General features: G+C 69.8%; 19 protein-coding genes and 2 tRNA genes. 7 read left to right on the top strand and 14 right to left on the bottom strand.

Annotation, left to right across the window (positions count from 1 at the left end):
- Positions 1 to 22: 22 nt before the first annotated feature.
- The gene (locus ASG51_RS07540) at positions 23 to 1312 is read right to left on the bottom strand and encodes a PQQ-dependent sugar dehydrogenase (protein WP_056274106.1); all 1290 of its coding nucleotides are present in this window, start codon (positions 1310 to 1312) and stop codon (positions 23 to 25) included.
- A gap of 126 nt (positions 1313 to 1438) precedes the next feature.
- A complete protein-coding gene (locus ASG51_RS07535; RefSeq protein ID WP_056215820.1) occupies positions 1439 to 1855 on the bottom strand; it encodes an MAPEG family protein in 417 nt (138 codons plus the stop codon).
- 214 nt (positions 1856 to 2069) lie between these two features.
- Here ASG51_RS07535 and alaS point away from each other — a divergent pair, with 214 nt between their 5' ends.
- Positions 2070 to 4733 carry an alanine--tRNA ligase gene (gene alaS / locus ASG51_RS07530; RefSeq protein WP_056380004.1) on the top strand — a complete coding sequence of 888 codons (2664 nt, stop codon included), beginning with the start codon at positions 2070 to 2072 and terminating at the stop codon, positions 4731 to 4733.
- 46 nt (positions 4734 to 4779) lie between these two features.
- Here the strand turns inward: alaS and ASG51_RS07525 are convergent, their stop codons facing one another.
- The 5 genes from ASG51_RS07525 to ASG51_RS07505 all read right to left on the bottom strand — a co-directional run bounded on the left by ASG51_RS07525 (position 4780) and on the right by ASG51_RS07505 (position 6965).
- The gene (locus tag ASG51_RS07525; RefSeq protein WP_056215815.1) at positions 4780 to 5208 is read right to left on the bottom strand and encodes a DUF2147 domain-containing protein; all 429 of its coding nucleotides are present in this window, start codon (positions 5206 to 5208) and stop codon (positions 4780 to 4782) included.
- A gap of 97 nt (positions 5209 to 5305) precedes the next feature.
- Positions 5306 to 5860 (bottom strand): hypothetical protein, encoded by a 555-nt coding sequence (locus tag ASG51_RS07520; RefSeq protein ID WP_056380041.1) that lies wholly within the window; start codon positions 5858 to 5860, stop codon positions 5306 to 5308.
- A gap of 131 nt (positions 5861 to 5991) precedes the next feature.
- Positions 5992 to 6067 (bottom strand) — tRNA-Ala (locus tag ASG51_RS07515).
- A gap of 261 nt (positions 6068 to 6328) precedes the next feature.
- Positions 6329 to 6404: transfer RNA gene (locus ASG51_RS07510), tRNA-Ala, on the bottom strand.
- A 168-nt stretch (positions 6405 to 6572) separates the two neighbouring features.
- Positions 6573 to 6965: a TIGR02300 family protein gene (locus ASG51_RS07505; protein ID WP_082487898.1), complete on the bottom strand. Its 393-nt coding sequence runs from the start codon at positions 6963 to 6965 to the stop codon at positions 6573 to 6575.
- A 256-nt stretch (positions 6966 to 7221) separates the two neighbouring features.
- Between ASG51_RS07505 and aroA the strand changes: the two genes are divergently transcribed.
- Complete coding sequence (aroA, locus tag ASG51_RS07500) at positions 7222 to 8571, top strand: 3-phosphoshikimate 1-carboxyvinyltransferase (RefSeq protein WP_056215810.1); 1350 nt, start codon at positions 7222 to 7224, stop codon at positions 8569 to 8571.
- 5 nt (positions 8572 to 8576) lie between these two features.
- Positions 8577 to 9209, top strand: a complete 633-nt coding sequence (gene cmk, locus ASG51_RS07495) for a (d)CMP kinase (protein ID WP_056215952.1) — start codon at positions 8577 to 8579, stop codon at positions 9207 to 9209.
- A gap of 87 nt (positions 9210 to 9296) precedes the next feature.
- Here the strand turns inward: cmk and gltA are convergent, their stop codons facing one another.
- On the bottom strand, positions 9297 to 10586 hold the full coding sequence (gene gltA, locus ASG51_RS07490; protein ID WP_056215808.1) for a citrate synthase: 1290 nt from the start codon (positions 10584 to 10586) through the stop codon (positions 9297 to 9299).
- Positions 10587 to 10835: 249 nt separating this feature from the next.
- Positions 10836 to 12257, bottom strand: coding sequence for a glutamate--tRNA ligase (gene gltX, locus ASG51_RS07485; RefSeq protein WP_056380002.1), 1422 nt, complete (start codon positions 12255 to 12257; stop codon positions 10836 to 10838).
- Between the two features lie 194 nt (positions 12258 to 12451).
- Between gltX and ASG51_RS07480 the strand changes: the two genes are divergently transcribed.
- A complete protein-coding gene (locus ASG51_RS07480) occupies positions 12452 to 14710 on the top strand; it encodes a ComEC/Rec2 family competence protein (protein ID WP_056380039.1) in 2259 nt (752 codons plus the stop codon).
- Here ASG51_RS07480 and lexA read toward each other — a convergent pair.
- Positions 14704 to 15456 (bottom strand): transcriptional repressor LexA, encoded by a 753-nt coding sequence (gene lexA, locus ASG51_RS07475; protein WP_056215804.1) that lies wholly within the window; start codon positions 15454 to 15456, stop codon positions 14704 to 14706. The genes ASG51_RS07480 and lexA overlap by 7 nt on opposite strands.
- 353 nt (positions 15457 to 15809) lie before the next feature.
- Complete coding sequence (locus ASG51_RS07470) at positions 15810 to 16697, bottom strand: DUF937 domain-containing protein (protein ID WP_156389612.1); 888 nt, start codon at positions 16695 to 16697, stop codon at positions 15810 to 15812.
- Between the two features lie 61 nt (positions 16698 to 16758).
- On the opposite strand from ASG51_RS07470, the gene sfsA reads away from it, so the two are divergent.
- A complete protein-coding gene (sfsA, locus tag ASG51_RS07465) occupies positions 16759 to 17466 on the top strand; it encodes a DNA/RNA nuclease SfsA (protein WP_056379998.1) in 708 nt (235 codons plus the stop codon).
- A 32-nt stretch (positions 17467 to 17498) separates the two neighbouring features.
- On the opposite strand, the gene ASG51_RS07460 is transcribed toward sfsA, so the two are convergent.
- Positions 17499 to 18329, bottom strand: coding sequence for an FkbM family methyltransferase (locus ASG51_RS07460; RefSeq protein ID WP_056379996.1), 831 nt, complete (start codon positions 18327 to 18329; stop codon positions 17499 to 17501).
- 345 nt (positions 18330 to 18674) lie between these two features.
- Between ASG51_RS07460 and ASG51_RS07455 the strand changes: the two genes are divergently transcribed.
- Together ASG51_RS07455 and ASG51_RS07450 are read left to right on the top strand one after the other, a co-directional pair.
- Complete coding sequence (locus ASG51_RS07455; RefSeq protein ID WP_056215943.1) at positions 18675 to 19937, top strand: outer membrane beta-barrel protein; 1263 nt, start codon at positions 18675 to 18677, stop codon at positions 19935 to 19937.
- A gap of 152 nt (positions 19938 to 20089) precedes the next feature.
- Entirely contained in the window at positions 20090 to 20854 is a 765-nt protein-coding gene (locus ASG51_RS07450; protein WP_056379993.1) for an alpha/beta fold hydrolase, read from the top strand.
- 17 nt (positions 20855 to 20871) lie between these two features.
- Here the strand turns inward: ASG51_RS07450 and ASG51_RS07445 are convergent, their stop codons facing one another.
- A complete protein-coding gene (locus ASG51_RS07445; protein ID WP_056215796.1) occupies positions 20872 to 21633 on the bottom strand; it encodes an ABC transporter permease in 762 nt (253 codons plus the stop codon).
- On the bottom strand, positions 21630 to 22556 hold the full coding sequence (locus tag ASG51_RS07440; RefSeq protein WP_056215793.1) for an ABC transporter ATP-binding protein: 927 nt from the start codon (positions 22554 to 22556) through the stop codon (positions 21630 to 21632). The genes ASG51_RS07445 and ASG51_RS07440 overlap by 4 nt, the downstream gene beginning before the upstream one ends.
- Positions 22557 to 22579: the final 23 nt, after the last annotated feature.

Here is a 22579-nt window from a genome sequence, read left to right as displayed (position 1 = left end):
GGTTCCGGAGACGGACCGCACGCTACTTGCCCTCGTAGGAGATGCGGTAGATCGCGCCCGCCGTGTCGTCGGCCACGAGGAGCGAGCCGTCGAGGAGCACCGCCACGTCGGTCGGGCGACCGAGATACTCGCCGTCCTGCGTCAGCCAGCCCTCCGCGAAGGGCTTCGGCGCGCCGGCCTTGCCGTCCTTGTCGATGGGCACGAACATGATCCGCGCCCCGAGGGGCTGGGTGCGATTCCAGGAGCCGTGCTCGGCGGTGAAGATGCCGCCCTTGTAGGAATCCGGGAACTGACGGCCGTTGTAGAAGGTCATGCCGAGATCGGCCGCGTGGGGCGGCAGTTCCGCCTGCGGGAACACCACGTCCTTCGGCGGCGTCTCGTCCTTGTACTCGACGGTGCGGACCTGTCCGCCGCCGAACCACGGGAAGCCGAAATTCTCGCCGGCCTTGGCGATGCGGTTCAGCTCGCCGGGCGGGATGTCGTCGCCCATGCCGTCGACCTGGTTGTCGGTGAACCACAGGGCCTTGTCGGCGGGGTTGAAGTCCATGCCCACCGAGTTGCGGATGCCGGTGGCGTAGACCTCGCGGTTCTTGCCGTCGGCGTCCATGCGGATGATGCCGCCGATGCCGGTCTTGGCATAGAGGTCGCGCTTGGCGGCCGGGGGCACGTTGTAGGGCTGGCCGAGGGAGATGTAGGTCTTGCCGTCGGGCCCGACCCGGCACATCCGGGCGGTGTGGTTGTAGCTCTCCTCGGCGGCCGGAATCAGGTCGCCCTGCTTCACCAGCACGCCGGCGGCGACGTCGGGGCTCTCGTAGAAGAATTCCGCCGCCGGGAAGGACAGGACCCGGTTCTGCTCGACGATGGTCAGGACGCCGTCCTTGGAGAAGCAGACGCCGTTGGGGATCTTGAAATCGAGGCCGGGGGCGAAAGCGCGGACCTCGTCGGCGACGCGGTCCTTGTCCCGGTCGGTGACCGTGTAGACCTTGCTCTTGCGCGTTCCGACGAACAGCACGCCGGCATTGGGCCCGACCGCGATCGAGCGGGCATCGGGCACCACGGCGTAGAGGTCGATCTTGAAGCCGTCGGGGAGCTTGATCTTGGCGAGCGTCCTGCGCAGGGCGTCGGCGCGTCGGCCGGTCTGCGGGATCTCCGGCGCCTCCGCGGTGCCGGTGCCCTGCATCCCCGTGAGCTTCTCGAGGGCGTCGGCCTTCGCCTTGGTCTCGGCGGGCGCGGCGCCCTGCGCGCGGGCGCCGGCGGTGAACGCCAGCGCGGCGCAACCGGCCAGCAGCGTTGCGGTGAGGACCGATCGCATGGATGTCTCCCGAAGTCCGCCCGCATGGTCGGGGCGGTTGAGCCCCGACGATATGCGCCCGCCGGGCGCGCCGGCAAGGGGCGCGCCGGCGAGGGACGGGCAGGCGGGCGACGGCGCGACCACGCCTCAGGGCGTGTAGGGCAGCAGCTTGATGAACAGGCCCCACAGCACGAACAGGATGCCGACGATCGAGACCAGCCAGACCAGGGAGCGGACCTTCGGGATGCCGAAGCCGTAGACGGGCAGGTAGACCAGCCGGGCGAAGAAGTAGAGGTAGGCGCCGAGGACGACCGCCGTGTTGTGGCGGCCCGTCGCCACGCAGGCGAGGACGAGGGCGGCGAAGATCGGGAAGGTCTCGAGGAAGTTCTTCGACGCCTTCTCCAGCCGGCTCGCGGCGCCCGTCACCTCGGGCGTCGGCCCCTCGCGATTGCCGGACGCCCAGCCGAAGCCGCCCCGCTGCTGCACGCCGCTCGCGGAGGCGGCGACGATGTGGACCAGACCGAGCAGGCAGGACCAGGCGAGGAGGCGTATTTCGACCGGCATGGGGCGATGTCCCTGAGAAGAGGTGCGGGGTGTTCCTAGCTCGGCCCTGGGCAAAAGCGAAACCCGGTCGTGACTTGCGCTGGAACGCTCCTTATGAGTGCGCCTGCGCGGCGGAGCCCCTGGATACGGGATGTTCGGCGCGCAGCATGCGGCGCGCCGGAGCGTTCCGGGGCGCCCGTATGCCGGCGGCACCCTACGACAGAGTTGTGATGCGATGAGCGGCGTCAACGAGATCCGGTCGACCTTCCTCGACTACTTCGCGAAAGAGGGCCACGAAGTGGTGCCGTCCTCGTCGCTGGTGCCGCGCAACGACCCGACGCTGATGTTCACCAATGCCGGCATGGTGCAGTTCAAGAACGTCTTCACCGGCGTCGAGAAGCGCGCCTACGACCGCGCCACCACGGCGCAGAAATGCGTCCGCGCCGGCGGCAAGCACAACGACCTCGACAACGTTGGCTACACCGCCCGGCACCACACCTTCTTCGAGATGCTCGGCAACTTCTCCTTCGGCGACTACTTCAAGCCGCGGGCGATCGAGCTGGCCTGGAACCTGATCACCAAGGAGTTCGGCCTGTCCAAGGACCGGCTGCTGGTGACGGTCTATGCCGACGACGACGAGGCCGCCGGTCTCTGGCGCAAGATCGCGGGGTTCTCGGACGACCGCATCATCCGCATCGGCACCTCCGACAATTTCTGGCAGATGGGCGATACCGGCCCCTGCGGCCCGTGCTCCGAGATCTTCATCGACCAGGGCCCGACGCTCCAGGGGGGGCCGCCCGGCTCCCCCGACGAGGACGGCGACCGCTTCCTCGAGTTCTGGAACCTCGTATTCATGCAGTACGAGCAGGTCGAGCCGGGCAACCGCCTCGCCCTGCCGCGCCCCTCCATCGACACCGGCATGGGCCTCGAGCGCATGGCCGCGATCCTCCAGGGGGTGACGAGCAACTACGAGACCGACCTCTTCCGCGCCCTCATCGACGCCGTGAGCCACGCGGTCGGTCGCCCGCCCGAGCCCGGCACGCAGGCCTCCTACCGGGTCATCGCCGACCACCTGCGCGCCGCGTCCTTCCTCGTGGCCGACGGGGTGCTGCCCGGCAACGAGGGCCGCGGCTACGTCCTGCGCCGGATCATGCGCCGCGCCATGCGGCATGCCGAACTCCTCGGCTCGCGCGAGCCGATGATGTACCGCCTCGTGCCGACGCTGCTGCGCGAGATGGGCCAGGCCTATCCCGAACTCACCCGCGCGGAGGGCCTCATCGGCGAGACCCTGCGGCTGGAGGAGACCCGCTTCCGCCGCACCCTGGAGCGCGGCCTCGCGATCCTCGACGCCGAGAGCCGCGACCTGCGCTCCGGCCAGAACCTCTCGGGCGAGACGGCCTTCACCCTCTACGACACCTACGGCTTCCCCCTCGACCTGACGCAGGACGCCCTGAAGGCGCGCGGCATCGGCGTCGACACGGATGCCTTCGGCCAGGCCATGGAGCGCCAGCGCAAGGCCGCCCGCGCCGCCTGGACGGGCTCGGGCGAGGCTGCCACCGAGACGGTCTGGTACGGCCTGAAGGAGCGCGTCGGCGCCACCGAGTTCCTCGGCTACGAGACCGAGAGCGCCGAGGGCATCGTCACCGCCCTGCTGCGCGACGGCGCCGAGACCGGGAGCCTGACGGCGGGCGAGACCGGCCTCGTCCTCGTGAACCAGACCCCGTTCTACGGCGAGTCCGGCGGCCAGGTCGGCGACACCGGCACCCTGTCGGCGGCCGGCCTGAAGGCGCGGGTCACCGCCACCGAGAAGAAGCTCGGCGATCTCTTCGTCCACCACGTCACGGTGGACGCGGGCACGCTGTCGCTCAACCAGGCCGTCGAACTCGCCGTCGACCACGGCCGCCGCGCCGCGATCCGCGCCAACCACTCGGCGACGCACCTGCTGCACGAGGCCCTGCGCCAGGTGCTCGGCGACCACGTCGCTCAGAAGGGCTCCCTGGTCTCCCCCGACCGCCTGCGCTTCGACTTCAGCCACCCGAAGCCCATGGACGAGGCCGAGATCCGGGCCGTCGAGGACATCGCCAACGCCGTGCTCCTGCAGAACACGCCGGTGGTCACCAAGCTGATGGCCGTGGACGAGGCCATCGAATCCGGCGCCCGCGCGCTGTTCGGCGAAAAGTACGGCGACGAGGTCCGCGTGGTCTCCATGGGCGCCCCGATCGCGGGCGAGGGCGGGCGCAGCAAGGCGTTCTCGGTGGAGCTCTGCGGCGGCACCCATGCGGGGCGCACCGGCGAGATCGGCCAGGTCTCGGTGGTGGGCGAGAGCGCCGTCGGCGCCGGTGTCCGCCGCATCGAGGCCCTGACCGCGGATGCCGCGCGGCGCCACCGCGTCGAGGAGAGCCGGACGCTGGCGCAGATCGCCGGGCTGCTGAAGGCCGCCACGGCCGACGTGCCGGATCGCCTCGCGGCCCTGATCGAGGATCGCCGGCGCCTGGAGCGCGACCTCACCGACGCGCGCAAGAAGATCGCCATGGGGGGCGCGGGCGCGGGCGGCAACGATGGCATCGCCGAGATCGGCGGCGTGAAGGTCATGGCGCGGGTGGTCGAGGGCGTGGAGATGCGCGACCTCAAGAGCCTCGCCGACGAGGGCAAGACCCGCCTGGGCTCCGGCATCGTCGCCATCGTGGGCGTCGCCCCCGACGGCAAGGCCGGCCTCGTGGTCGGCGTCACCCCGGATCTCACCGAGCGCTACGACGCCGTGGCCCTGGTCCGGGCCGGCGCGGGCCATCTCGGCGGCAAGGGCGGCGGCGGGCGCCGCGACATGGCCCAGGCCGGTGGTCCCGAGGGCGCGGGGGCCCAGGCCGCCATCGACGCCATCCGCGCCGCCCTCACGGCCTGACACGCCCGCGCCCGCTCCTCCGCTTCGTCCGGGGGGCGGCGCGTGCTCAGTTCACGCGCTTCCAGGTCTGGCTCTTGCAGAACACGCTCATCACGCAGCCCGAGACCTCGACAATGTCCGCCCCCTTCAGCGTCAGGGTGCCGGCGTAGGTCTTGCCGTCGTTGGGATTGTAGAGCGTGCCCTCGTAGCCGTTCGCGCCGGCGGTGCGGGTGTCCATGATCTGCACGCCGACGAGGCTGCGGGTGCGCAGGGACGGGTCGGGGTTCTTCGCGTCGAGGCCAGGACCCGCGACGCTCGCCAGCGTCCCGCAATAGCCGTTGCCGCAGCGGCTGATCCGCACCTTCGAGGCGCCGGTCTCCGTCAGCCACAGCCCCGTGGCGTCCCGTCCCTGCTGGGCCGAGACCGCGCCGCTCAGCAGAAGCGCGACCGCCCCTGCGCAGCCTGCGCTCCGCAACACCCGTCCCGTGATCGCCATGTCGGAAATCCTCGCCCTGCGCGTTCGTCGGGCGGGGGCATAGCGTGCGTCTATTCCGCTGGCCAGACCTTCGGTCGGCCGTGACGGCGGGGCCGCCTCAGGCGCGGGCCAGGACGGCGCCGGTATAGGTCTCGCCGACCTCGCAGAGCGGCAGGCCGTCCGCCCGCAGCAGGAGCGCCTCGATCGCGAAGAGCGGGTCGGCAGGCCCGGCGGTGTCCGGACGGTCCCCCGCGGGCAGGAGGCCCAGGGACAGGGTCCGGCGGGTGGGCGACAGGTCGTGCACGACGCGGCCGAAGGGCACCGTGCTGGTCTCCAGCAACCGGTTCATCGCGGGCGTGAGGCGCGACGGGACGTACCAGTTCTCCGCCTCCGACAGGACGAGCGCGCCGCAGGTCAGGCGGACCCGGCGGTAGCGCACCGGCACCGTGCGCGGCAGGGCGAGGCGCTCCCGCTGCACCGGGCTGGCCGGCCGCTCCGGCGCCGGGACCGCATGGGCGACGAGGCCGGGGGACTGGGCGAGCCCTCGGGCGCAGCACCAGTCTTCCAGAACCGCCGTGGCACTCGGGCCGGCGCGCAGCCGGTCACACAGGTCCTTCAGGAGGGTGGCCGCAGCAGGGATCGTGACCGGGTCGCCGGGGAGGGACGTCGCCATGAACACCGAACCACGTCCCATTCACCTGCACCGCGCGTCGTCGTGGCCGCCGCACGTGCTCACACCGCACCGCCATACGCAGCACGGGCGAAAAGGTCTACGTCGATGCCGGGACGGGGGGAGGGGAAGTTTGGTGGAGCCTAACGGGATCGAACCGATGACCTCTTCCATGCCATGGAAGCGCTCTCCCAGCTGAGCTAAGGCCCCACTCTCAGCACCCGGGGTTCTGGATCACCCGGGTGGGTCGTCCGCAGCGGAGAGGCCTGAGCCGCACCGGCGATGGCGGTGACATACTGGGATCGGGCCGCCGCCTCAACCCCTATTTCGCAGTCCGGGCGATTTCCTGCGGGCGACGTCCAGAGGGATCGCGCGCCGTTCGCAGCGCGGAGGCCAAACGCCGAAAACCGCACGACGCGGATACATCGGGCGGGGCCAGGGGCTGGGTATGTCGTGGTCTAAATAGAGAGTTGGTGGAGCCTAACGGGATCGAACCGATGACCTCTTCCATGCCATGGAAGCGCTCTCCCAGCTGAGCTAAGGCCCCACTCTCAACACCCCGGCCTCTGGAAGGCCCGGGGTGTTCGTCGTCGGCGGGCGTGTCGCCCACCGCCGATAGCGGTGATGTACTGGGGCTTGTCCGCGGCCTCAACCCCCTTTGTGCCCCGCCGGCAAACTTTTTTGCCGGAGGTTGGGCGGAGGGCGCGGGCGAGCGTCAGCTCTCCTCGTCGTTCTCGATGTCGCCGTCGATCAGGTCGGCCACGTCGTCGTCGCCGGCGTCCTCTTCCTCGAGGAAGGTGTCGTCCGTATCGTCGTTGCTGTCGCCGTCGACGTCCTCGGTCGTCGTGTCCGCCTCGTCCTCGGCCGCCTCGACCTCGTCGAGGGACACGATCTCCGGACCGCCCTTCTCGGCATCCGTATCCTCGTCGTCATCGGCCGGGGCGGCGTTGGCCCGCGCCGCGAGGGCCGGGGCGGCACGGCCGGAGGCTGCCGCGACCTGATAGATCGTTCCGCATTTCGGGCAGGTCGGAGGGTCGTTGTCGAGGTCGTAGAACTTGGCGCCGCAGCTCATGCATTGACGCTTCAAGCCGAGTTCCGGTCTGGCCACGGGCGAACCTCTAGTACGTGCGATCTTTTGGGAGAGGCGCCCCGTTAGTCGCGTGGGACGCTCCTGTCAAATTCTCTTGCGGTTGACGTACGTTCCACGTCCGTCTTCGGCCGTCCACGGGCGTTTTCCGGGCCAAGCGGCCCGGGATGCGCGCCATCGGATGACGGCGGCGGCGACGCATGTTAACCGGCCCCATGATCGGCGCGCCTGCAGAAGCCCGCAGGCGCCCCTGCGCCCAGCCGAAAAGTCGACGCCCGTGTCCCATGATTCCCAGCCGCACCCCCTGACCGCCCATGCGGGCCTGCCCCTCCAGGGCAGCCTGCGGCCTCCGGGGGACAAGTCCATCTCGCACCGCGCGATGATTCTCGGATTGCTCAGCATCGGCGAGACCAATGTCGAGGGCCTTCTCGAGGGCGACGACGTCCTGCGCACCGCGGCGGCCGCCAAGGCCCTCGGGGCCGACGTGGAGCGGGTGGGCGAGGGGCGCTGGCGCCTGCGCGGCGTCGGGATCGGCGGCCTGAGCGATCCCGAGGACGTGCTCGATTTCGGCAATGCCGGGACCGGCTCGCGCCTGATGATGGGCGTCGTGGGCGGCCAGCCGGTCACCGCGACCTTCGACGGCGATGCCTCCCTGCGCAAGCGGCCCATGCGCCGCATCTTGGATCCGCTGGTGCGGATGGGAACCGAGGTGGTGCGCGAGGAGGAGGGCGGCCGCGTGCCCCTGACCCTGCGCGGCCCCCGCGAGGCGATCCCGATCACCTACGAGACGCCCGTGGCCTCGGCCCAGATCAAGTCGGCCGTGCTGCTGGCCGCCCTGAACGCCCCCGGGACCACGACGGTGATCGAGGCGGCGGCCACCCGCGATCACACCGAGCGGATGCTGCGCCTGTTCGGCGCCGAGGTCACGGTGACGCCCCACGGCCCCGACGGACACGGGCGGACGATCGCGCTCACCGGGCAGCCCATGCTCCGGGGTACCAAGGTGGTCGTCCCCGCCGATCCCTCGTCGGCGGCCTTCCCCCTGGTGGCGGCCCTCATCGTGCCCGGCTCCGAGGTGACGCTGGAAGGCGTCATGATGAACCCCCTGCGGATCGGGCTCATCACCACCCTGATCGAGATGGGCGCCGACATCGAGCGCCTGCGCGAGCGGGAGGAGGGCGGCGAGACCGTCGCCGACCTGCGCGTGCGGGCGAGCCGCCTCAGGGGCGTCGACGTGCCCCCGGAGCGCGCCCCGGCCATGATCGACGAGTACCCGGTGCTCGCCGTCGCGGCCGCCTTCGCGGAGGGCACCACGCGGATGCGCGGCCTGCACGAGCTGCGCGTGAAGGAATCCGACCGCCTCGCGGCGGTGGCGGACGGACTCAGCGCCAACGGCGTCGCCTATCTCGTCGAGGGTGACGATCTCGTCGTCCACGGCACCGGCGAGCCGGCCCGGGGGGGTGGCACCGTGGCGACCCATCTCGATCACCGCATCGCCATGGCGTTCCTGGTGATGGGCCTCGCCACCCGGGAGCCGGTCACGGTGGATGACGGCGCGATGATCGCCACGAGCTTCCCGAGCTTCCTGCCGACGATGCAGGGCCTCGGCGGCCGGATCGAAGGGTGAGCGCGATGCCGATGGTGATCGCGATCGACGGCCCCGCCGCCTCGGGCAAGGGCACCCTCGCCAAGCGGCTGGCCGCCCATTACGGCCTGCCGCATCTCGATACCGGCCTGCTCTACCGGGCCGTCGCCCTGACGGTGATCGATTCCGGCCACAGCCTCGACGATCATCAGGCCGCGGCGCGGGCCGCCTCCAGCCTGATCGCGGACCGGCTCGCCGATCCGCGCCTGCGCGAGCGCGCCATGGGCGAGGCGGCCTCCCGCATCTCGGCGGTCCCCGCCGTGCGGGCCGCCCTCCTGGCCTGGCAACAGCGCTTTGCCGGCGATGCCAGCGGCGCCGTGCTGGACGGACGCGATATCGGGACCGTGGTCTGCCCCAACGCCCAGGTGAAGCTCTTCATCACGGCCGCGCCCGAGGAGCGCGCCCGGCGCCGCCACCTCGAATTGCTGCGGCGCGGGGAATCCGCGAGCCTCGGCGCCATTCTCGACGATATCGTCGCCCGCGACGCACGGGACGCGCAGCGTTCCACGGCGCCGCTGAAGGCGGCGACCGACGCCGTCCTCCTCGATACCACCGCGCTCGATCCCGACGAGGCCTTCGCGGCCGCCCGGGCCATCGTCGATCGCGCGCGCCCGCACTAGGGCGGTCCGGGTCGCGGATCGGCGGCGACGGCACCGATCCGAAGACGCATTCCGCGCCGGAGGGTGTCCGGCGCGGGGTGGCCTGGGTCAGGCGCGCTGATCGATCGGGGTGTATTCCCGCTTGTCGGGACCGATGTAGAGCTGCCGCGGCCGGCCGATCTTCTGCGAGGGATCCTCGATCATCTCGGCCCACTGGGCGATCCAGCCGGTGGTGCGGGCCAGGGCGAACAGCACCGTGAACATCGAGGTCGGGAAGCCCATCGCCTTGAGGGTGATGCCCGAGTAGAAATCGATGTTCGGATAGAGCTTCTTCTCGATGAAGTAGTCGTCCTTCAGGGCGATCTGCTCCAGCTGCACGGCGACTTCGAGCAGCGGATCGTCCTTGATCCCGAGCTGACCCAGCACCTCGTGGGTGGTCTTCTGCATGATGCGCGCGCGCGGATCGTAGTTCTTGTAGACGCGGTGGCCGAAGCCCATCAGGCGGAAGGGATCGTTCTTGTCCTTGGCCTTGGCCACGTACTTGGCCACGTTCTCCGGATGCCCGATCTCCTCGAGCATCTTCAGGGCCGCCTCGTTGGCGCCCCCGTGGGCGGGTCCCCACAGGCAGGCGATGCCGGCCGCGATGCAGGCGAAGGGATTGGCCCCCGAGGAGCCCGCGAGACGCACGGTCGAGGTCGAGGCGTTCTGCTCGTGATCGGCGTGGAGGATGAAGATCCGGTCGAGCGCGCGCGCGAAGATCGGATTGACCTTGAACTCCTCGCACGGAACCGCGAAGCACATCCGCAGGAAGTTCGAGGTGTAGTCGAGATCGTTCTTCGGATAAACGAAGGGCTGTCCAATCGAATATTTGTAGGCCATCGCCGCTAGGGTGGGCATCTTGGCGATCATCCGCATCGACGCGACCATGCGCTGCTGGTCGTCCGAGATGTCGGTGGAATCGTGATAGAAGGCCGAGAGGGCACCGACGCAGGCGACCATGATCGCCATCGGGTGCGCGTCGCGGCGGAACCCCTGGAAGAAGCGGTTCATCTGGTCATGCACCATGGTGTGGCGCGTGATCCGGTAGTCGAAATCCGCCTTCTGGGCCGGGGTCGGCAGCTCGCCGAACAGCATGAGGTAGCAGGTTTCGAGGAAGTCGCCGTGCTCGGCGATCTGTTCGATGGGATAGCCACGATAGAGGAGAATGCCCGCATCGCCGTCGATGTAGGTAATCTTCGACTCGCAGGAGGCGGTGGAGGTGAAGCCGGGATCGAAGGTGAACTTGCCCGTCTTCGCGTAGAGCTTGCCGATATCGATCACGTCCGGCCCGATGGTGCCGGTCTTGATCGGAAGTTCGACGTGGTTGTCGCCCACGGTGATCGTGCTGGAGGCGCTCATGGAGACCTGGACCCTTTCGTGGCAACGGGGCGGCGTCGGCCCGCGTGGCGATGCAATCGACCACCCGGGTCCGGGGTGCAAATACAGCGCATGCTGCACTTGCTCACACGAGCATGGGGGTAGCGGATCGGCGGACCGTCATCAACCGACGGCCCGGCTCACCTCGACGTCGAAGCGAAATCCGGGCCGATTTGTCATTCTTCCACTCGGAGCACGCGGACGAACCGGCATTTTGCTGCAGTGCGATGGTCAGCCGGTTTGGTCGCGGAGCCGGCCGAGACACTCCTCCCGGCCGAGCACGGCCATGACGTCGAAGACCGGCGGCGAGGTGGCGCGGCCGGTGAGCGCCGCCCGGAGGGGCTGCGCGATCTGGCCGAGCTTCAGGCCGTTCGCCTCTGCAAACTGCCGGACCGCGCCCTCGGTGGCGGCGGCGGTCCAATCGGGCAACCCCTCGAGGGCCGGCAGGAGGGCGGCCAGGCGATTCCGGGCCTCGTCGCCGAGCAGACCCTTGGCCTTCTCGTCGGGCACGAGGGGCCGGGCCGCGGTGAGGTAGTAGGCGCTGTCCAGGAGTTCGACGAGGGTCTTGGCCCGCTCCTTCAGGCCCGGCATCGCGGCGGTGAGCGTCTCCCGCAGAGCCGGACTCATGGGCACCGCGATCCCCCGTGCCGGGCCGAGCGCCGGCAGCACGTCGTCGATCGCCGCGACGAGGTCCGCATCGGCCGCGCCACGGATGTAGAGGCCGTTGAGGTTTTCCAGCTTGGCGAAGTCGAAGCGCGCGGGCGACCGCCCGATGGCCTTGAGGTCGAAGGCGGCGATCATCTCCTCGGTGGAGAAGACCTCCTGGTCACCGTGGCTCCAGCCCAGGCGCACGAGGTAGTTGCGCAGGGCGCTCGGCAGGTAGCCGAGGTCGCGGTAGGCGTCGACGCCGAGGGCCCCGTGCCGCTTCGACAGCTTGGCGCCGTCCGCGCCGTGGATCAGCGGGATATGCGCCATGGCGGGCGCCTCCCAGCCGAGGGCATCGGAGATCTGGCGCTGGCGCGCCGCATTGGTCAGGTGGTCGTCGCCGCGGATGACCTGGGTGACGCCCATGTCGTGATCGTCCACCACGACGGCGAGCATGTAGGTCGGGTTGCCGTCCGAACGCAGTAGGACGAGGTCGTCGAGATCCTTGTTCTGCCAGACGACCCGACCCTGCACGCCGTCCTCGACCACGGTCTCGCCGTCGGTCGGGGCGCGCAGGCGAATCACCGGCTTGACGCCGGCGGGCGCCTCGGACGGGTCGCGGTCGCGCCAGCGCCCGTCGTAGCGCAGGGGCCGCCCCTCTGCGCGGGCCGCCTCGCGCATCGCCGTCAGTTCGTCGGGCGTCGCGTAGCAGCGATAGGCGTGGCCGGAGGCCAGCAGGCTCTCGGCGGCTTCGCGGTGACGGGCGGCGCGGGCGTATTGGTAGATGACGTCCCCGTCCCAATCGAGCCCGAGCCAGCGCATGCCGTCCAGGATCGCGTCGATGGCGCCCTGCGTCGAGCGTTCGCGATCGGTGTCCTCGATGCGCAGCAGCATGCGGCCGCCGAAGCGGCGGGCATAGAGCCAGTTGAACAGGGCCGTGCGAGCCCCGCCGATGTGAAGGTAGCCCGTGGGCGAGGGCGCGAAACGCGTGACGACGGCTGACGACATCAATCTGGACTTGAATGGCTCGTGATTCGGGCGGGAAGCGGATCGACCGGCCCGGAACCGCGCGTGTAGCATGCGCGCGGGCACGCGTTAAGGAATCGTCCTGTTCCCAGGATCGCAGGGCGCATCGCCGGCTCCCGGTCACGGACGCACGCCCGGAGGTTTTCGCGATGGCGCAGGCGCGGGCGACGGCGGCGATGGGGCGCATCACGCGCCACCTCGCCGCGCGTCGCCCGGGCGCCGGGCCGATCCGCGACTGGTTCCGGGCGGGATGGACCCGCGAGATCGAGCAGCGCCGGCTCTTCGCCTGGCTCGCCGTCGCGTTCGGATGCGGCATCCTCGCGTTCTTCCTCGGTACGCAGGGGACGCCGTCGCTCCTGGCGCCGCTCGCGGCCGCCGCCTTGCTCGCCGCGACGACGCCCCTCCTCGTGGCGCGCCCGTTCGGCCTGGCCCTGGTGCTCGCCGCCGTCGCCGCCCTCCTGGGCTTCGCGGCGGCCGCCGCGCGCGTCCGCTCGGTCGACGGGCCGATCCTCGCCCGCACCACGATCGGTCCGCTGGTGGGCACCATCGAAGGGCTGGACGAGCGGGAGGAGGGGGCGCGCCTGATCCTCCGCGTCGAGAGCTTCGGCACCCTCGGCGCCGAGGTCCGCCCGGTCCGGGTGCGGGCCTCCTACCGCAAGGCGAATACCCTGAAGCCGGGCGACCGCATCGCCGCGACCGCGCGCCTGCTTCCGCCGCCGGAAGCCGCCCGCCCCGGAGGCTACGACTTCGCCCGGGATGCCTTCTTCCGTGAGATCGGCGCGGTGGGCTCCCTCGTCGGCAAGGTCGACCTGCGGCCGCCGGCCGAGAGCGCGGACTGGCAGATCCGCCTCGCGGCCGCCGTCGACGCGGCCCGCAACGCCCTGACGCGCCGCATCACCGACGCCAACGGCGGACAGGCCGGAGCGGTGGCGGCGGCCCTGGTGACGGGCAAGCGCGGCCTGATCAGCCCCGAGACCAACGACATCCTGCGCGCCGCCGGCATCTACCACGTCGTCTCGATCTCGGGCCTTCACATGGTCCTGGCGGCCGGCGTGGTGTTCTGGCTCGTGCGGGCGCTCCTGGCCCTCGTTCCGTTCGCGGCACTGCACTGGCCGATCAAGAAGATCGCCGCTGCCGTCGCCATGGTGGGCGTGACGGCCTACTGCGTCTTCTCCGGCTGGGACATCGCCGCCGAGCGCTCGCTGATCATGACCCTCGTGATGCTCGGCGCGATCCTGGTCGACCGCCCGGCGCTCAGCATGCGAAACCTGGCCCTCGCCGCCCTGATCGCCCTGGCCCGCGAGCCGGACGGCCTCCTCGGCCCGAGCTTCCAGATGTCGTTCGCGGCGGTGGCCGGCCTGATCGCCTGCGCGCCGCTGATCGCCGGACGTGGCCGGCAGCGCGACGGTTCCGGCCTGCTCCCCCGGATCTTCGCCCTGGCGTCCGCGGCGGTCTTCGGCACCCTGGCCACGACGCTCGTGGCCCAGATCGCCACCGCGCCCTTCGCCACCTACCACTTCCAGACGGTGCAGCCCTTCGGGCTGGTGGGCAATGCGCTCACCCTGCCGCTCGTCTCCCTGGCGGTGATGCCGTCAGCGGTTCTGGGCATCCTCGCCTATCCGTTCGCGCTGGATCAGCCGGTCTGGTGGGCCATGGGCCTGGCGGTGCGGGGGATGCTGACCATCTCGACCTGGATCGCGGGCTTCGGCAACGCCGTCGTCGTGGTCCCGGCCTTCGGCACGGGGGCCCTCGGCCTCCTGGCCGCCGCCCTGATCGTCCTGACGCTCCCGGCCTCGTCGCTGCGCTGGCTCGGCCTCGTTCCGGCAGCGATCGGCATCGCTTGTGCGGCTGCCCCGGATCGCTACGACATCTACGTCGATCGGGAGGGGGCGGGCGCCGCCATCCGCCAGCGCAATGGGCGGCTCGCCACCCTTGGCCGGCCGCCCCCCTTCGTGCTCGCGCAATGGCTCAAGGCCGATGGAGACGACCGACGGGTACAGGACGTCACGGGGTTCGAGGGCGCGCGCTGCGATCGCCTGGGCTGTACCCTGACCACACCCGACGGCCGCGTGCTCGCCCTGACCACCGACAAGCGTGCCCTCGGAGAGGACTGCGCCAGGGCCGACATCCTGATCACCCGGCAATCCACGCCCGGGGGCTGCGCCGCATCGATCGTCATCGACCGGGATTTCCTGGGATCGCACGGTGCGACCGCGATTCGCCTCACCCGCGATGGGCCGTCCCTCGCCTCCGCGAAGCATCCCGGGGATGTCGTGCCCTGGCGTGCGACGCCTTTGCGCAAGCCGGTGGACCCGCCGGGAACGTCCTTGCCATCTTCGACACCGCCGGCGTCGGTCTTACCGGAAATCCCCGATCGCACCCGCGATCCGTCGGATCCGTCCGGCGATGAACCGGACGGGGACCCCCTTCAGTAGCGGCGCACCAGGCTGACGAGACGTCCCTGGATCTGCACCCGATCCGGGCCGAGGACCCGCGTCTCGTAGGCCGGATTCGCCGCTTCCAGGGCAATGGACGATCCACGCCGGCGCAGGCGCTTCAGGGTCGCCTCCTCGTCGTCGATGAGGGCCACGATGATGTCGCCCGTATTGGCGGTGTCCTGCTTGCGGATGACCACCAGGTCGCCGTCGAGGATCCCGGCATCGACCATCGAATCGCCGCGCACCTCCAGGGCGTAATGCTCGCCGCCGGCCAGAAAATCCGGCGACATCGTCACCGAATGGCTCTGTTCCTGGATGGCCGAGATGGGCGTACCGGCCGCGATCCGACCCATCACCGGGATGGTCACGGCCCGACCGCTCTCGTCGGTGGCCTGCGTGGTCGGCAGTCGGGACACCGATGCGCCGGCCGGCAGGCCCTTGCCCTTGCCGCCTTCGACCACGCTCGGCGTGAAGCGGCGAACCTCGGAGGCCGGAGCGGCGCGCGGGGCGCCCGCATTCCCCCCGAGGCTCTCCGGCATCCGGATCACCTCGATGGCCCGCGCCCTGTTGGGCAGCCGGCGCAGGAAGCCGCGCTCCTCCAGGGCCGTGATCAGGCGGTGAATGCCCGACTTCGACTTCAGGTCGAGGGCATCCTTCATCTCGTCGAACGACGGGGGAACGCCGCTCTCGCGCATCCGAAGCTGGATGAACTGGAGCAGGTCCAGCTGCTTACGCGTCAACATGCGGGACACTCTTCGTTAGCGCCACGGATCGCGGCGGGTGGCACTAGAAACAAACCACGAACACGTTAAACGTTCCGTAAGTGTTCTGCAAGGGTTCCCATCTCAAGCCTCTCGGACCCGATCCGTTCGATCCGTTCGGGAAGGGCGGATCTGGGCGTCGCCCGAGCGCCACGCCGGCCTGCCGCTGCGGCCATCGCTGCGATCGAGTGGTGCCCCGATCCGACGAACGAGTTGGACGGCCGGCGTCGGAACCGGTCGGCAGGGCGCCCGGGCGCAGCGCCCTCGGGTCGATGGCCCGGCGACGATCGGTTCTCTGCCGTCCTCTGCCGGCGTCGCCGACGGCGGGTCTTCGGCTAGCGCTGCCCGGTGCGTCCTGCCTTGGGCCGGTCACCCGAACCGTTGCCGCCCGTCTCGGTGGGATTGCGGGGATCCTGCCAGAAGGTATCGAACAGGCGCTGCATCGCGCGGGCGTTCTCCTGCTGCACCTCCAGGCCCGTCTGGAACATCTGCTGCATTACGTCGAAGGGCGCTTCCGTGGCCGACCTGTCCGGCGCGGCGGACTCCGGCCGGGGCGAAGCCGCGAGCCACGTCGACGCCGCACGCGGCCGTGCCTGGGGCGAGGGCGTCGCGGGCTTCGGGGCCTTGGCGCCGGAGTTCAGGAACGCCTGCATCATCTCCGACCAGGCATTGGGCGGGAAGCCGAAGGGGTTCGCCTCGGCGCGCGGGACCGGCGCCGCGGCAGGCGCCTGGTTGATCATGACGTGGACGATCCCCGCCACCACCATGCCGGCCATGATCGGCAGCATCTGCTTCAAGGCCGGCATCGCCACGCCGCTGACGGCAGCGGCCTGCTGCAGAACGGCCTGACTCAGATGGGGCGAGCCGAAGAGTTGCTGGACCAGCATGTCCATCTGCGGCGTCGCGCTCGACGCCTTCGGCGCGGCGGGGCCGACGAGATTGAAGAGGTGGGCGAAGCCGGTCGGATCCTGGGCGACGTTCCGCTGCAGCCCCATCGTGAGGGCCGGAAGCAGGGCTTCCATCGCGCGCAGGCTCTGCTCCGGCGACAAACCGAACTGCCGTCCGAAACCCTGCGCGTTGGGGCCCGCCTGCGCCTGAAGGATGTCGAACAGATTGAACATGGCGGCCTCGCGGACGAACTGCGGCTTTCCCGGTCTTCGACCCGGGCGCGCCGCGCGAATTCTGTCGCATCCGGTCGGTACTGACCAGCCCGGGCGCCTCACGACGGCCCGATTCCCCGTCGACGGGGGCCCGTATCAACCCGTTTCTTGCCCAGGACCCGCGATGCGCTTCCCTTCGCCCCTGATCGAGGCGCACCTGTTGCGTCGCTACAAGCGCTTTCTCGCCGACCTGCAGCTTGCCGACGGGTCCGTGATCACGGCCCATTGCCCCAACCCGGGGGCGATGCTGGGACTTGCGGTGCCGGGCGCGCGGGCCCTGTTGTCCGACGTCCGGGGCCCGACGCGCAAGCTCCCCTTTTCCTGGGAACTGGTGGAGGCGGATCTGCCCAGCGGCCGGCAATGGGTCGGCATCAACACGATGCGGCCGAACGCCCTGGTGGCGGAGGCCTTCGCCGCCGGCGGCCTGCCCTGCCTCGCCGGCTACACGGGCCTGCGCCCCGAAGTCCGCTACGCCCGGGCCAGCCGGGTCGACTTCCTCGCCACCGGGGAAGGGATGCCGCCCTGCCATGTCGAGGTGAAGAACTGTCACCTGATGCGCAGCCCCGGCCTCGCGGAATTTCCCGATTGCGTCGCCGCCCGCAGCGCCCGCCACATGACGGACCTCGCGGCCGTCGTCGAGGCCGGGGGCCGTGCCATGGTCATCATCGTGGTGCAGATGTGGGCGGATCGCTTCGATGCCGCGCGGGACCTCGATCCTGCCTTCGACCGGGCGCTTCAGGCCGCTCGGGCGGCCGGCGTCGCCGTCCACGCCCATCGCTGCCGCATCGACCCGGTCGGCATCGCCGTGGCCGACGCCATCCCGGTGCTGTAGGGCGCGCGTCCCAGAAGAACCGCGCGGGCCCGTCAGTCGGCCCGCTCGAAGATCAGGTTGAGGCGGGTGCGAGCGATCCGGCGATAGCCGTGCTGCTCGAGCAAGGCGGGCAGGTCGATCTGCCACTGGTCGGTGCCGTTCTCGACGATGAGCAGCCGCGGGTGGAGGCTCGCGGGGGCGGCCCGCAGGAAGGGTTCGAGGATCAGGTCCTCGGCGCCCTCGACATCGAGCTTCATCGCGTCGATGCGCGCGATGCCCTCGCCGAGGGCGAGATCGAGCAGGGGCACGGCCGGCACACGAATCTGCGCGCCCTCGTTCGTCCCGACGATCTTCAGGCTCGATTCCCCCCGGTTGCGGGGATCCACGAACAGGGTGAGTTCCCCCGCCTTGTCGGCGACCGCGCAGGCCACCGCCTTGACCGTTCCGAACGGATTCTGCGCGATGTTGTAGGTCAGGCGGTCGAACACGTCCGGCTGCGGCTCGACGGCCAGGATCCGGGCGCGCGGCCCCGCGAAGGCCGCCACGAACAGCGCGTAGGCACCGATATTCGCGCCGATATCCAGGAAGGTGCAGCCGGGCTGAAGCTTCGCCAGTAGAAGTGCGCGCTCCTCCGGATCGAAGAACTGCGGCGTGAAGAGCACCTTCTTCTCGCAGTTGTTGTTGTAGGGGTAGAGCCGCATGCGGGCGCCGTAGCGTTCGACGTCCAGAGGGGCGCCGCGCAGCAGCCCGATCGCCACGCGGCGCAGGAACAGGGCGAGGCGTCGCCCGGCCCAGCTCGCGTAGGAGATCCGGCCCGTCTGCCGAGCGATGCGCGCGACGAGGCCTGTGGGAGCGTAAGTGCCGTAGGGCTGCGTGTCTTTCATCGTGCGTGCTGATGCCAGCGCACGGACGCGGCGGCAAGCGACGCCGCCGCGGGAGGATCGAAAGGTCCCGGACATTCCGGGCCGATCAGCCCGCAGCGCCCCCTCCGGGCGAATGCGGTCGGCCGCAGATCAGACCTGACCGTCGCGCCACTTCGGAAGCAGAGGACAATCGTCGAGACCGAATCTGGTGCTCAGACCTGTTCCATTGCGGCAACACCACGACCGAAACCCAGTTCGAGCGGCCTGAATTGCCCGAAAAATAGGCGTCTGCACAAAGGATAGCTTTGCCGTAACCGGGAACCTTTGAGAACGTCGCCCCAACGCAGATCCTCCCGCAGAGTTCCCATCGCCATGCAGCGCTCGCTTCTCGCCCTTTCCGCCGTCCTGCTGTCCTCGGTCTGCGCCTTCGCGGCCGACATGCCGGCGAAGGTGCTGGCGGTCCCTGCCCCGCCCGCGCCGTGCAAGGCCGAGATCACCTTCCCGGCCTATGGCGGCGTCATCAAGCAGAACCCGAACCCGTCCTGCCTGACGCTCGGCGCCTTCGGCGACGTCTATGTCGGCGGTGCGGTCACGGGCTACTTCTACACCCAGCCCAACCAGTACACGTTCTCGCCCGCTCCGCTACCGAGTGACCGGGCCGGCCGCGTGGACGTCTCGAACCTGATGGGCTTCATCCAGAAGGCCGACGGCCCGTTCCAGTTCTACGCCGCCTTCGGCGCCTACTCGATCCCCGGCCTCGGCCTGCCGATCTACGGCACCTTCGACCAGACGGATCTGCTGTATTCCCCGGCGCCGATCGTGTTCGGAAAGTACGTGATCAACGACAACTGGTCGATCCAGGGCGGTCGGATGCCGACCCTGATCGGCTCCGAGCTGCCGTTCACCTTCCAGAACCTGAACATCTCGCGCGGCCTCCTCTTCGGCCAGGAGAACGTGATCAACCAGGGTGTGCAGGTGAACTACTCGGATGGTCCGTGGGCGGCCTCGTTCGCCGCGACCGACGGCTTCTATTCCGGCGAGATCAACTGGGTCACGGGTGCGATCACCTACAAGATCGACCCCGCCAACACGGTGGGCATCAACGGCGGCACGCACTTCTCCAGCTACACCAATTTCGACTTCGCGGACCCGTTCGGTCGTCGCGGCCTTCGCTTCCAGTACGCCACGCCCGTCTCGCTGCAGAACAGCAGCATCATCAGTGCCAACTACACCTATGCGGACGGTCCCTGGATCGTGACGCCGTACGTCCAGTACACCAACGTGGAGCAGAACGCCGTCCTGGGCCTCGCCGGTGCCGAAACCATCGGCGGCGCCCTCCTCGCCAGCTACGCCTTCACGGACAACTTCGCCCTCGCGGGCCGCGTGGAGTACATCAGCCAGAGCGGCAATCGCAACAATCCGTTCGGTCAGACCTCGGTGCTCTACGGCGCCGGCAGCTCGGCCTTCTCCTTCACCGTGACCCCGACCTTCACCTTCGATCGCTACTTCGTCCGCGGCGAGTTCTCGACCGTGCAGCTCTACGACATCACGCCCGGCCTCGGCTTCGGCCGCAGCGGCCTGAAGACCTCGCAGGAGCGCTACATGCTGGAGACCGGCATCACCTTCTGATCCGATCGGACGATCCGGTTTCGGCGAAACGCGGCGGCAGGGCAACCTGCCGCCGCTTTCATGTGCGCCCATGCGCCACCGGAGGGCTTCCGTCCGCGCGCCCGACGGTTCAAGGAGGCGGGACCATGCCCCGACCGATAAGGCCCGAGCCCATGCAGCGCTTCGATTCCGACGGTGTTTCCCTCGCCTACATCGACGTCCCCGCCGTCGGCGGGTCGGGCGACCCGGTCCTGCTGATCCACGGCTTCGCCTCGAACCATGCGGTGAACTGGGTCAACACGCTCTGGGTCCGGGCCCTGACCCAGGCCGGCTACCGCACCATCGCCCTCGACAACCGGGGGCACGGCGAGAGCCAGAAGCTCTACGATCCGGAGGTCTACGGCGCGGACCTCATGGCCCAGGACGCGCGCCGCCTCCTCGACCATCTCGGGATCCCCAAGGCCGATGTCATGGGCTACTCGATGGGCGCGCGCATCGCCGCGTTCCTGGCGCTCGATGCGCCGGAGCGCGTCCGTTCGCTGCTGCTCGGCGGTCTCGGCCTGCATCTGATCGAGGGCAAGGGCCTGCCCGACGGGATCGCCGAGGCCTTGGAGGCGGAGCCCGGCGCACCGGCCCCGAACCCGACGGCCGCCGCGTTCCGCACCTTCGCCGAGCAGACGAAGAGCGACCTGCGGGCCCTGGCCGCCTGTATGCGCGGCTCGCGCCAGACCCTGTCGCGCGCCGAAGTCGCCGAGATCTCGTCACCGACCCTGGTGACGACTGGCACCCTCGACACCGTCTCGGGCTCGGGTCCGGCGCTGGCGGCGCTGTTTCCGAACGGCACCGCCCTCGAACTTCCGAACCGCGACCACAGCACGGCCGTGGGCGACCGCGGTCACCGCACGGGCGTCCTCGATTTCCTGGCCCAGCGGCTCTGAGAGGGCACTACCGCGCCTCAGGTCTTCAGGCGGTAGCCGGTCCGGAAGATCCAGGTCACGCCGGCGAGGCACAGGATCAGGAAGATCAACGCCATGGTGAGGCTGACGCCGACGCCGACATCCGAAGTGCCGAAGAAGGACCAGCGGAAGCCGCTGATCAGGTAGACCACCGGGTTGGCGAGGCTCACCGCACGCCAGAATGGCGGCAGCATCTCGATGGCGTAGAAGCTGCCGCCGAGGAAGGTCAGCGGCGTCACGATGAGGAGGGGCACCAGCTGCAGCTTCTCGAAGCCGTCGGCCCAGAGGCCGATCAGGAAGCCGAACAGGCTGAAGGTGACCGCCGTCAGGAGCAGGAACAGCACCATCACGAAGGGATGTTCGATCCGCAGGGGCACGAACAGGGCGGCGGTGGCCAGGATGATGAGGCCGATGAGGATCGATTTCGAAGCCGCCGCGCCGACATAGCCGAGCACGATCTCGAGGGGCGAGACGGGCGCCGACAGGATCTCGTAGATCGTGCCGGCGAAGCGCGGGAAGTAGATGCCGAACGAGGCATTGGCGATGCTCTGCGTCAGGAGCGAGAGCATCATCAGGCCGGGCACGATGAAGGCGCCGTAGGCGACCCCGTCCACCGAGGCGACCCGCGAACCGATGGCCGCTCCGAAGACCACGAAGTAGAGCGAGGTGGCGATGACCGGCGCCACAATGCTCTGCAGCGCCGTGCGCCAGAAGCGCGCCATCTCGAAGCCGTAGATGGCGCGGACCGCGTACCAGTTCATGCGCGTTCCTTCACGAGGTCGACGAAGATCTCCTCCAGCGAGGACTGGCTGGTCTGGAGGTCGCGGAAGCGGATGCCGGCGGCGGCGAGGTCGGCCAGCAGCGCCGTGATGCCGGTGCGCTCGCCCTTCGTGTCGTAGGTGTAGACCAGATCCTGTCCGCCCGGCTTGAGGGTGAGATCGTGCCGCGCCAGAGCGGGGGGAAGGGCGGCGAGCGGCTCCTGCAGGTTCAGGGTCATCTGCTTCTTGCCCAGCTTGCGCATCAGCTCGGCCTTCTCCTCCACCAGGATGATCTGGCCCTTGCGGATCACGCCGATGCGGTCGGCCATCTCCTCGGCCTCGTCGATGTAGTGCGTGGTGAGGATGATGGTGACGCCCGTGTCGCGCAGCGAGCGCACCAAGCGCCACATGTCGCGGCGCAGTTCCACGTCGACGCCGGCGGTGGGTTCGTCGAGGAAGAGGATGCGCGGCTCATGGCTCAGGGCCTTGGCGATGAGCACCCGCCGCTTCATCCCGCCCGACAGGGTCATGATCCGCGCGTCGCGCTTCTCCCACAGGGAGAGGTCGCGCAGGACCCGCTCGATATGCGCCGGATCCGGCTTGAGGCCGTAGAGCCCGCGGCTGAAGCTCGTCGTCGCCCAAACCGTCTCGAAGGCGTCGGTGGTGAGCTCCTGCGGCACGAGGCCGATCATGCGGCGGGCTTGGCGATAGTCCCGGGCGATGTCGTGCCCACCCGCGAGGATGCGGCCGGCGCTCGCCGTGACGATGCCGCAGACGATGCTGATCAGCGTCGTCTTGCCGGCCCCGTTCGGACCGAGAAGCGCGAAGATCTCGCCTTCGGCGATGTCGAGGTTGATGCCGTCGAGGGCTTTGAGGCCCGAGGCGTAGACCTTGGACAGGTTCTGGATCGCAATGATCGGCTGCATCGAAACTCCGCTGCGGCGTGGCG

This window comes from Methylobacterium sp. Leaf465 (assembly GCF_001424705.1).
GTDB lineage: Bacteria > Pseudomonadota > Alphaproteobacteria > Rhizobiales > Beijerinckiaceae > Methylobacterium.
This window is presented reverse-complemented; position numbering and strand designations above follow the sequence as displayed.

Excerpts from the sequence above, each read along its gene's own strand:
- cmk (WP_056215952.1), top strand. The coding sequence starts at position 8,577 with ATGCCGATGGTGATCGCGATCGACGGCCCCGCCGCCTCGGGCAAGGGC.
- alaS (WP_056380004.1), top strand. The coding sequence starts at position 2,070 with ATGAGCGGCGTCAACGAGATCCGGTCGACCTTCCTCGACTACTTCGCG.
- ASG51_RS07525 (WP_056215815.1), bottom strand. The coding sequence starts at position 5,208 with ATGGCGATCACGGGACGGGTGTTGCGGAGCGCAGGCTGCGCAGGGGCG.
- ASG51_RS07450 (WP_056379993.1), top strand. The coding sequence starts at position 20,090 with ATGCAGCGCTTCGATTCCGACGGTGTTTCCCTCGCCTACATCGACGTC.
- ASG51_RS07460 (WP_056379996.1), bottom strand. The coding sequence starts at position 18,329 with ATGAAAGACACGCAGCCCTACGGCACTTACGCTCCCACAGGCCTCGTC.
- ASG51_RS07445 (WP_056215796.1), bottom strand. The coding sequence starts at position 21,633 with ATGAACTGGTACGCGGTCCGCGCCATCTACGGCTTCGAGATGGCGCGC.
- lexA (WP_056215804.1), bottom strand. The coding sequence starts at position 15,456 with ATGTTGACGCGTAAGCAGCTGGACCTGCTCCAGTTCATCCAGCTTCGG.
- ASG51_RS07520 (WP_056380041.1), bottom strand. The coding sequence starts at position 5,860 with ATGGCGACGTCCCTCCCCGGCGACCCGGTCACGATCCCTGCTGCGGCC.
- sfsA (WP_056379998.1), top strand. The coding sequence starts at position 16,759 with ATGCGCTTCCCTTCGCCCCTGATCGAGGCGCACCTGTTGCGTCGCTAC.
- gltX (WP_056380002.1), bottom strand. The coding sequence starts at position 12,257 with ATGTCGTCAGCCGTCGTCACGCGTTTCGCGCCCTCGCCCACGGGCTAC.
- ASG51_RS07480 (WP_056380039.1), top strand. The coding sequence starts at position 12,452 with ATGGGGCGCATCACGCGCCACCTCGCCGCGCGTCGCCCGGGCGCCGGG.
- ASG51_RS07540 (WP_056274106.1), bottom strand. The coding sequence starts at position 1,312 with ATGCGATCGGTCCTCACCGCAACGCTGCTGGCCGGTTGCGCCGCGCTG.
- ASG51_RS07535 (WP_056215820.1), bottom strand. The coding sequence starts at position 1,855 with ATGCCGGTCGAAATACGCCTCCTCGCCTGGTCCTGCCTGCTCGGTCTG.
- ASG51_RS07440 (WP_056215793.1), bottom strand. The coding sequence starts at position 22,556 with ATGCAGCCGATCATTGCGATCCAGAACCTGTCCAAGGTCTACGCCTCG.
- gltA (WP_056215808.1), bottom strand. The coding sequence starts at position 10,586 with ATGAGCGCCTCCAGCACGATCACCGTGGGCGACAACCACGTCGAACTT.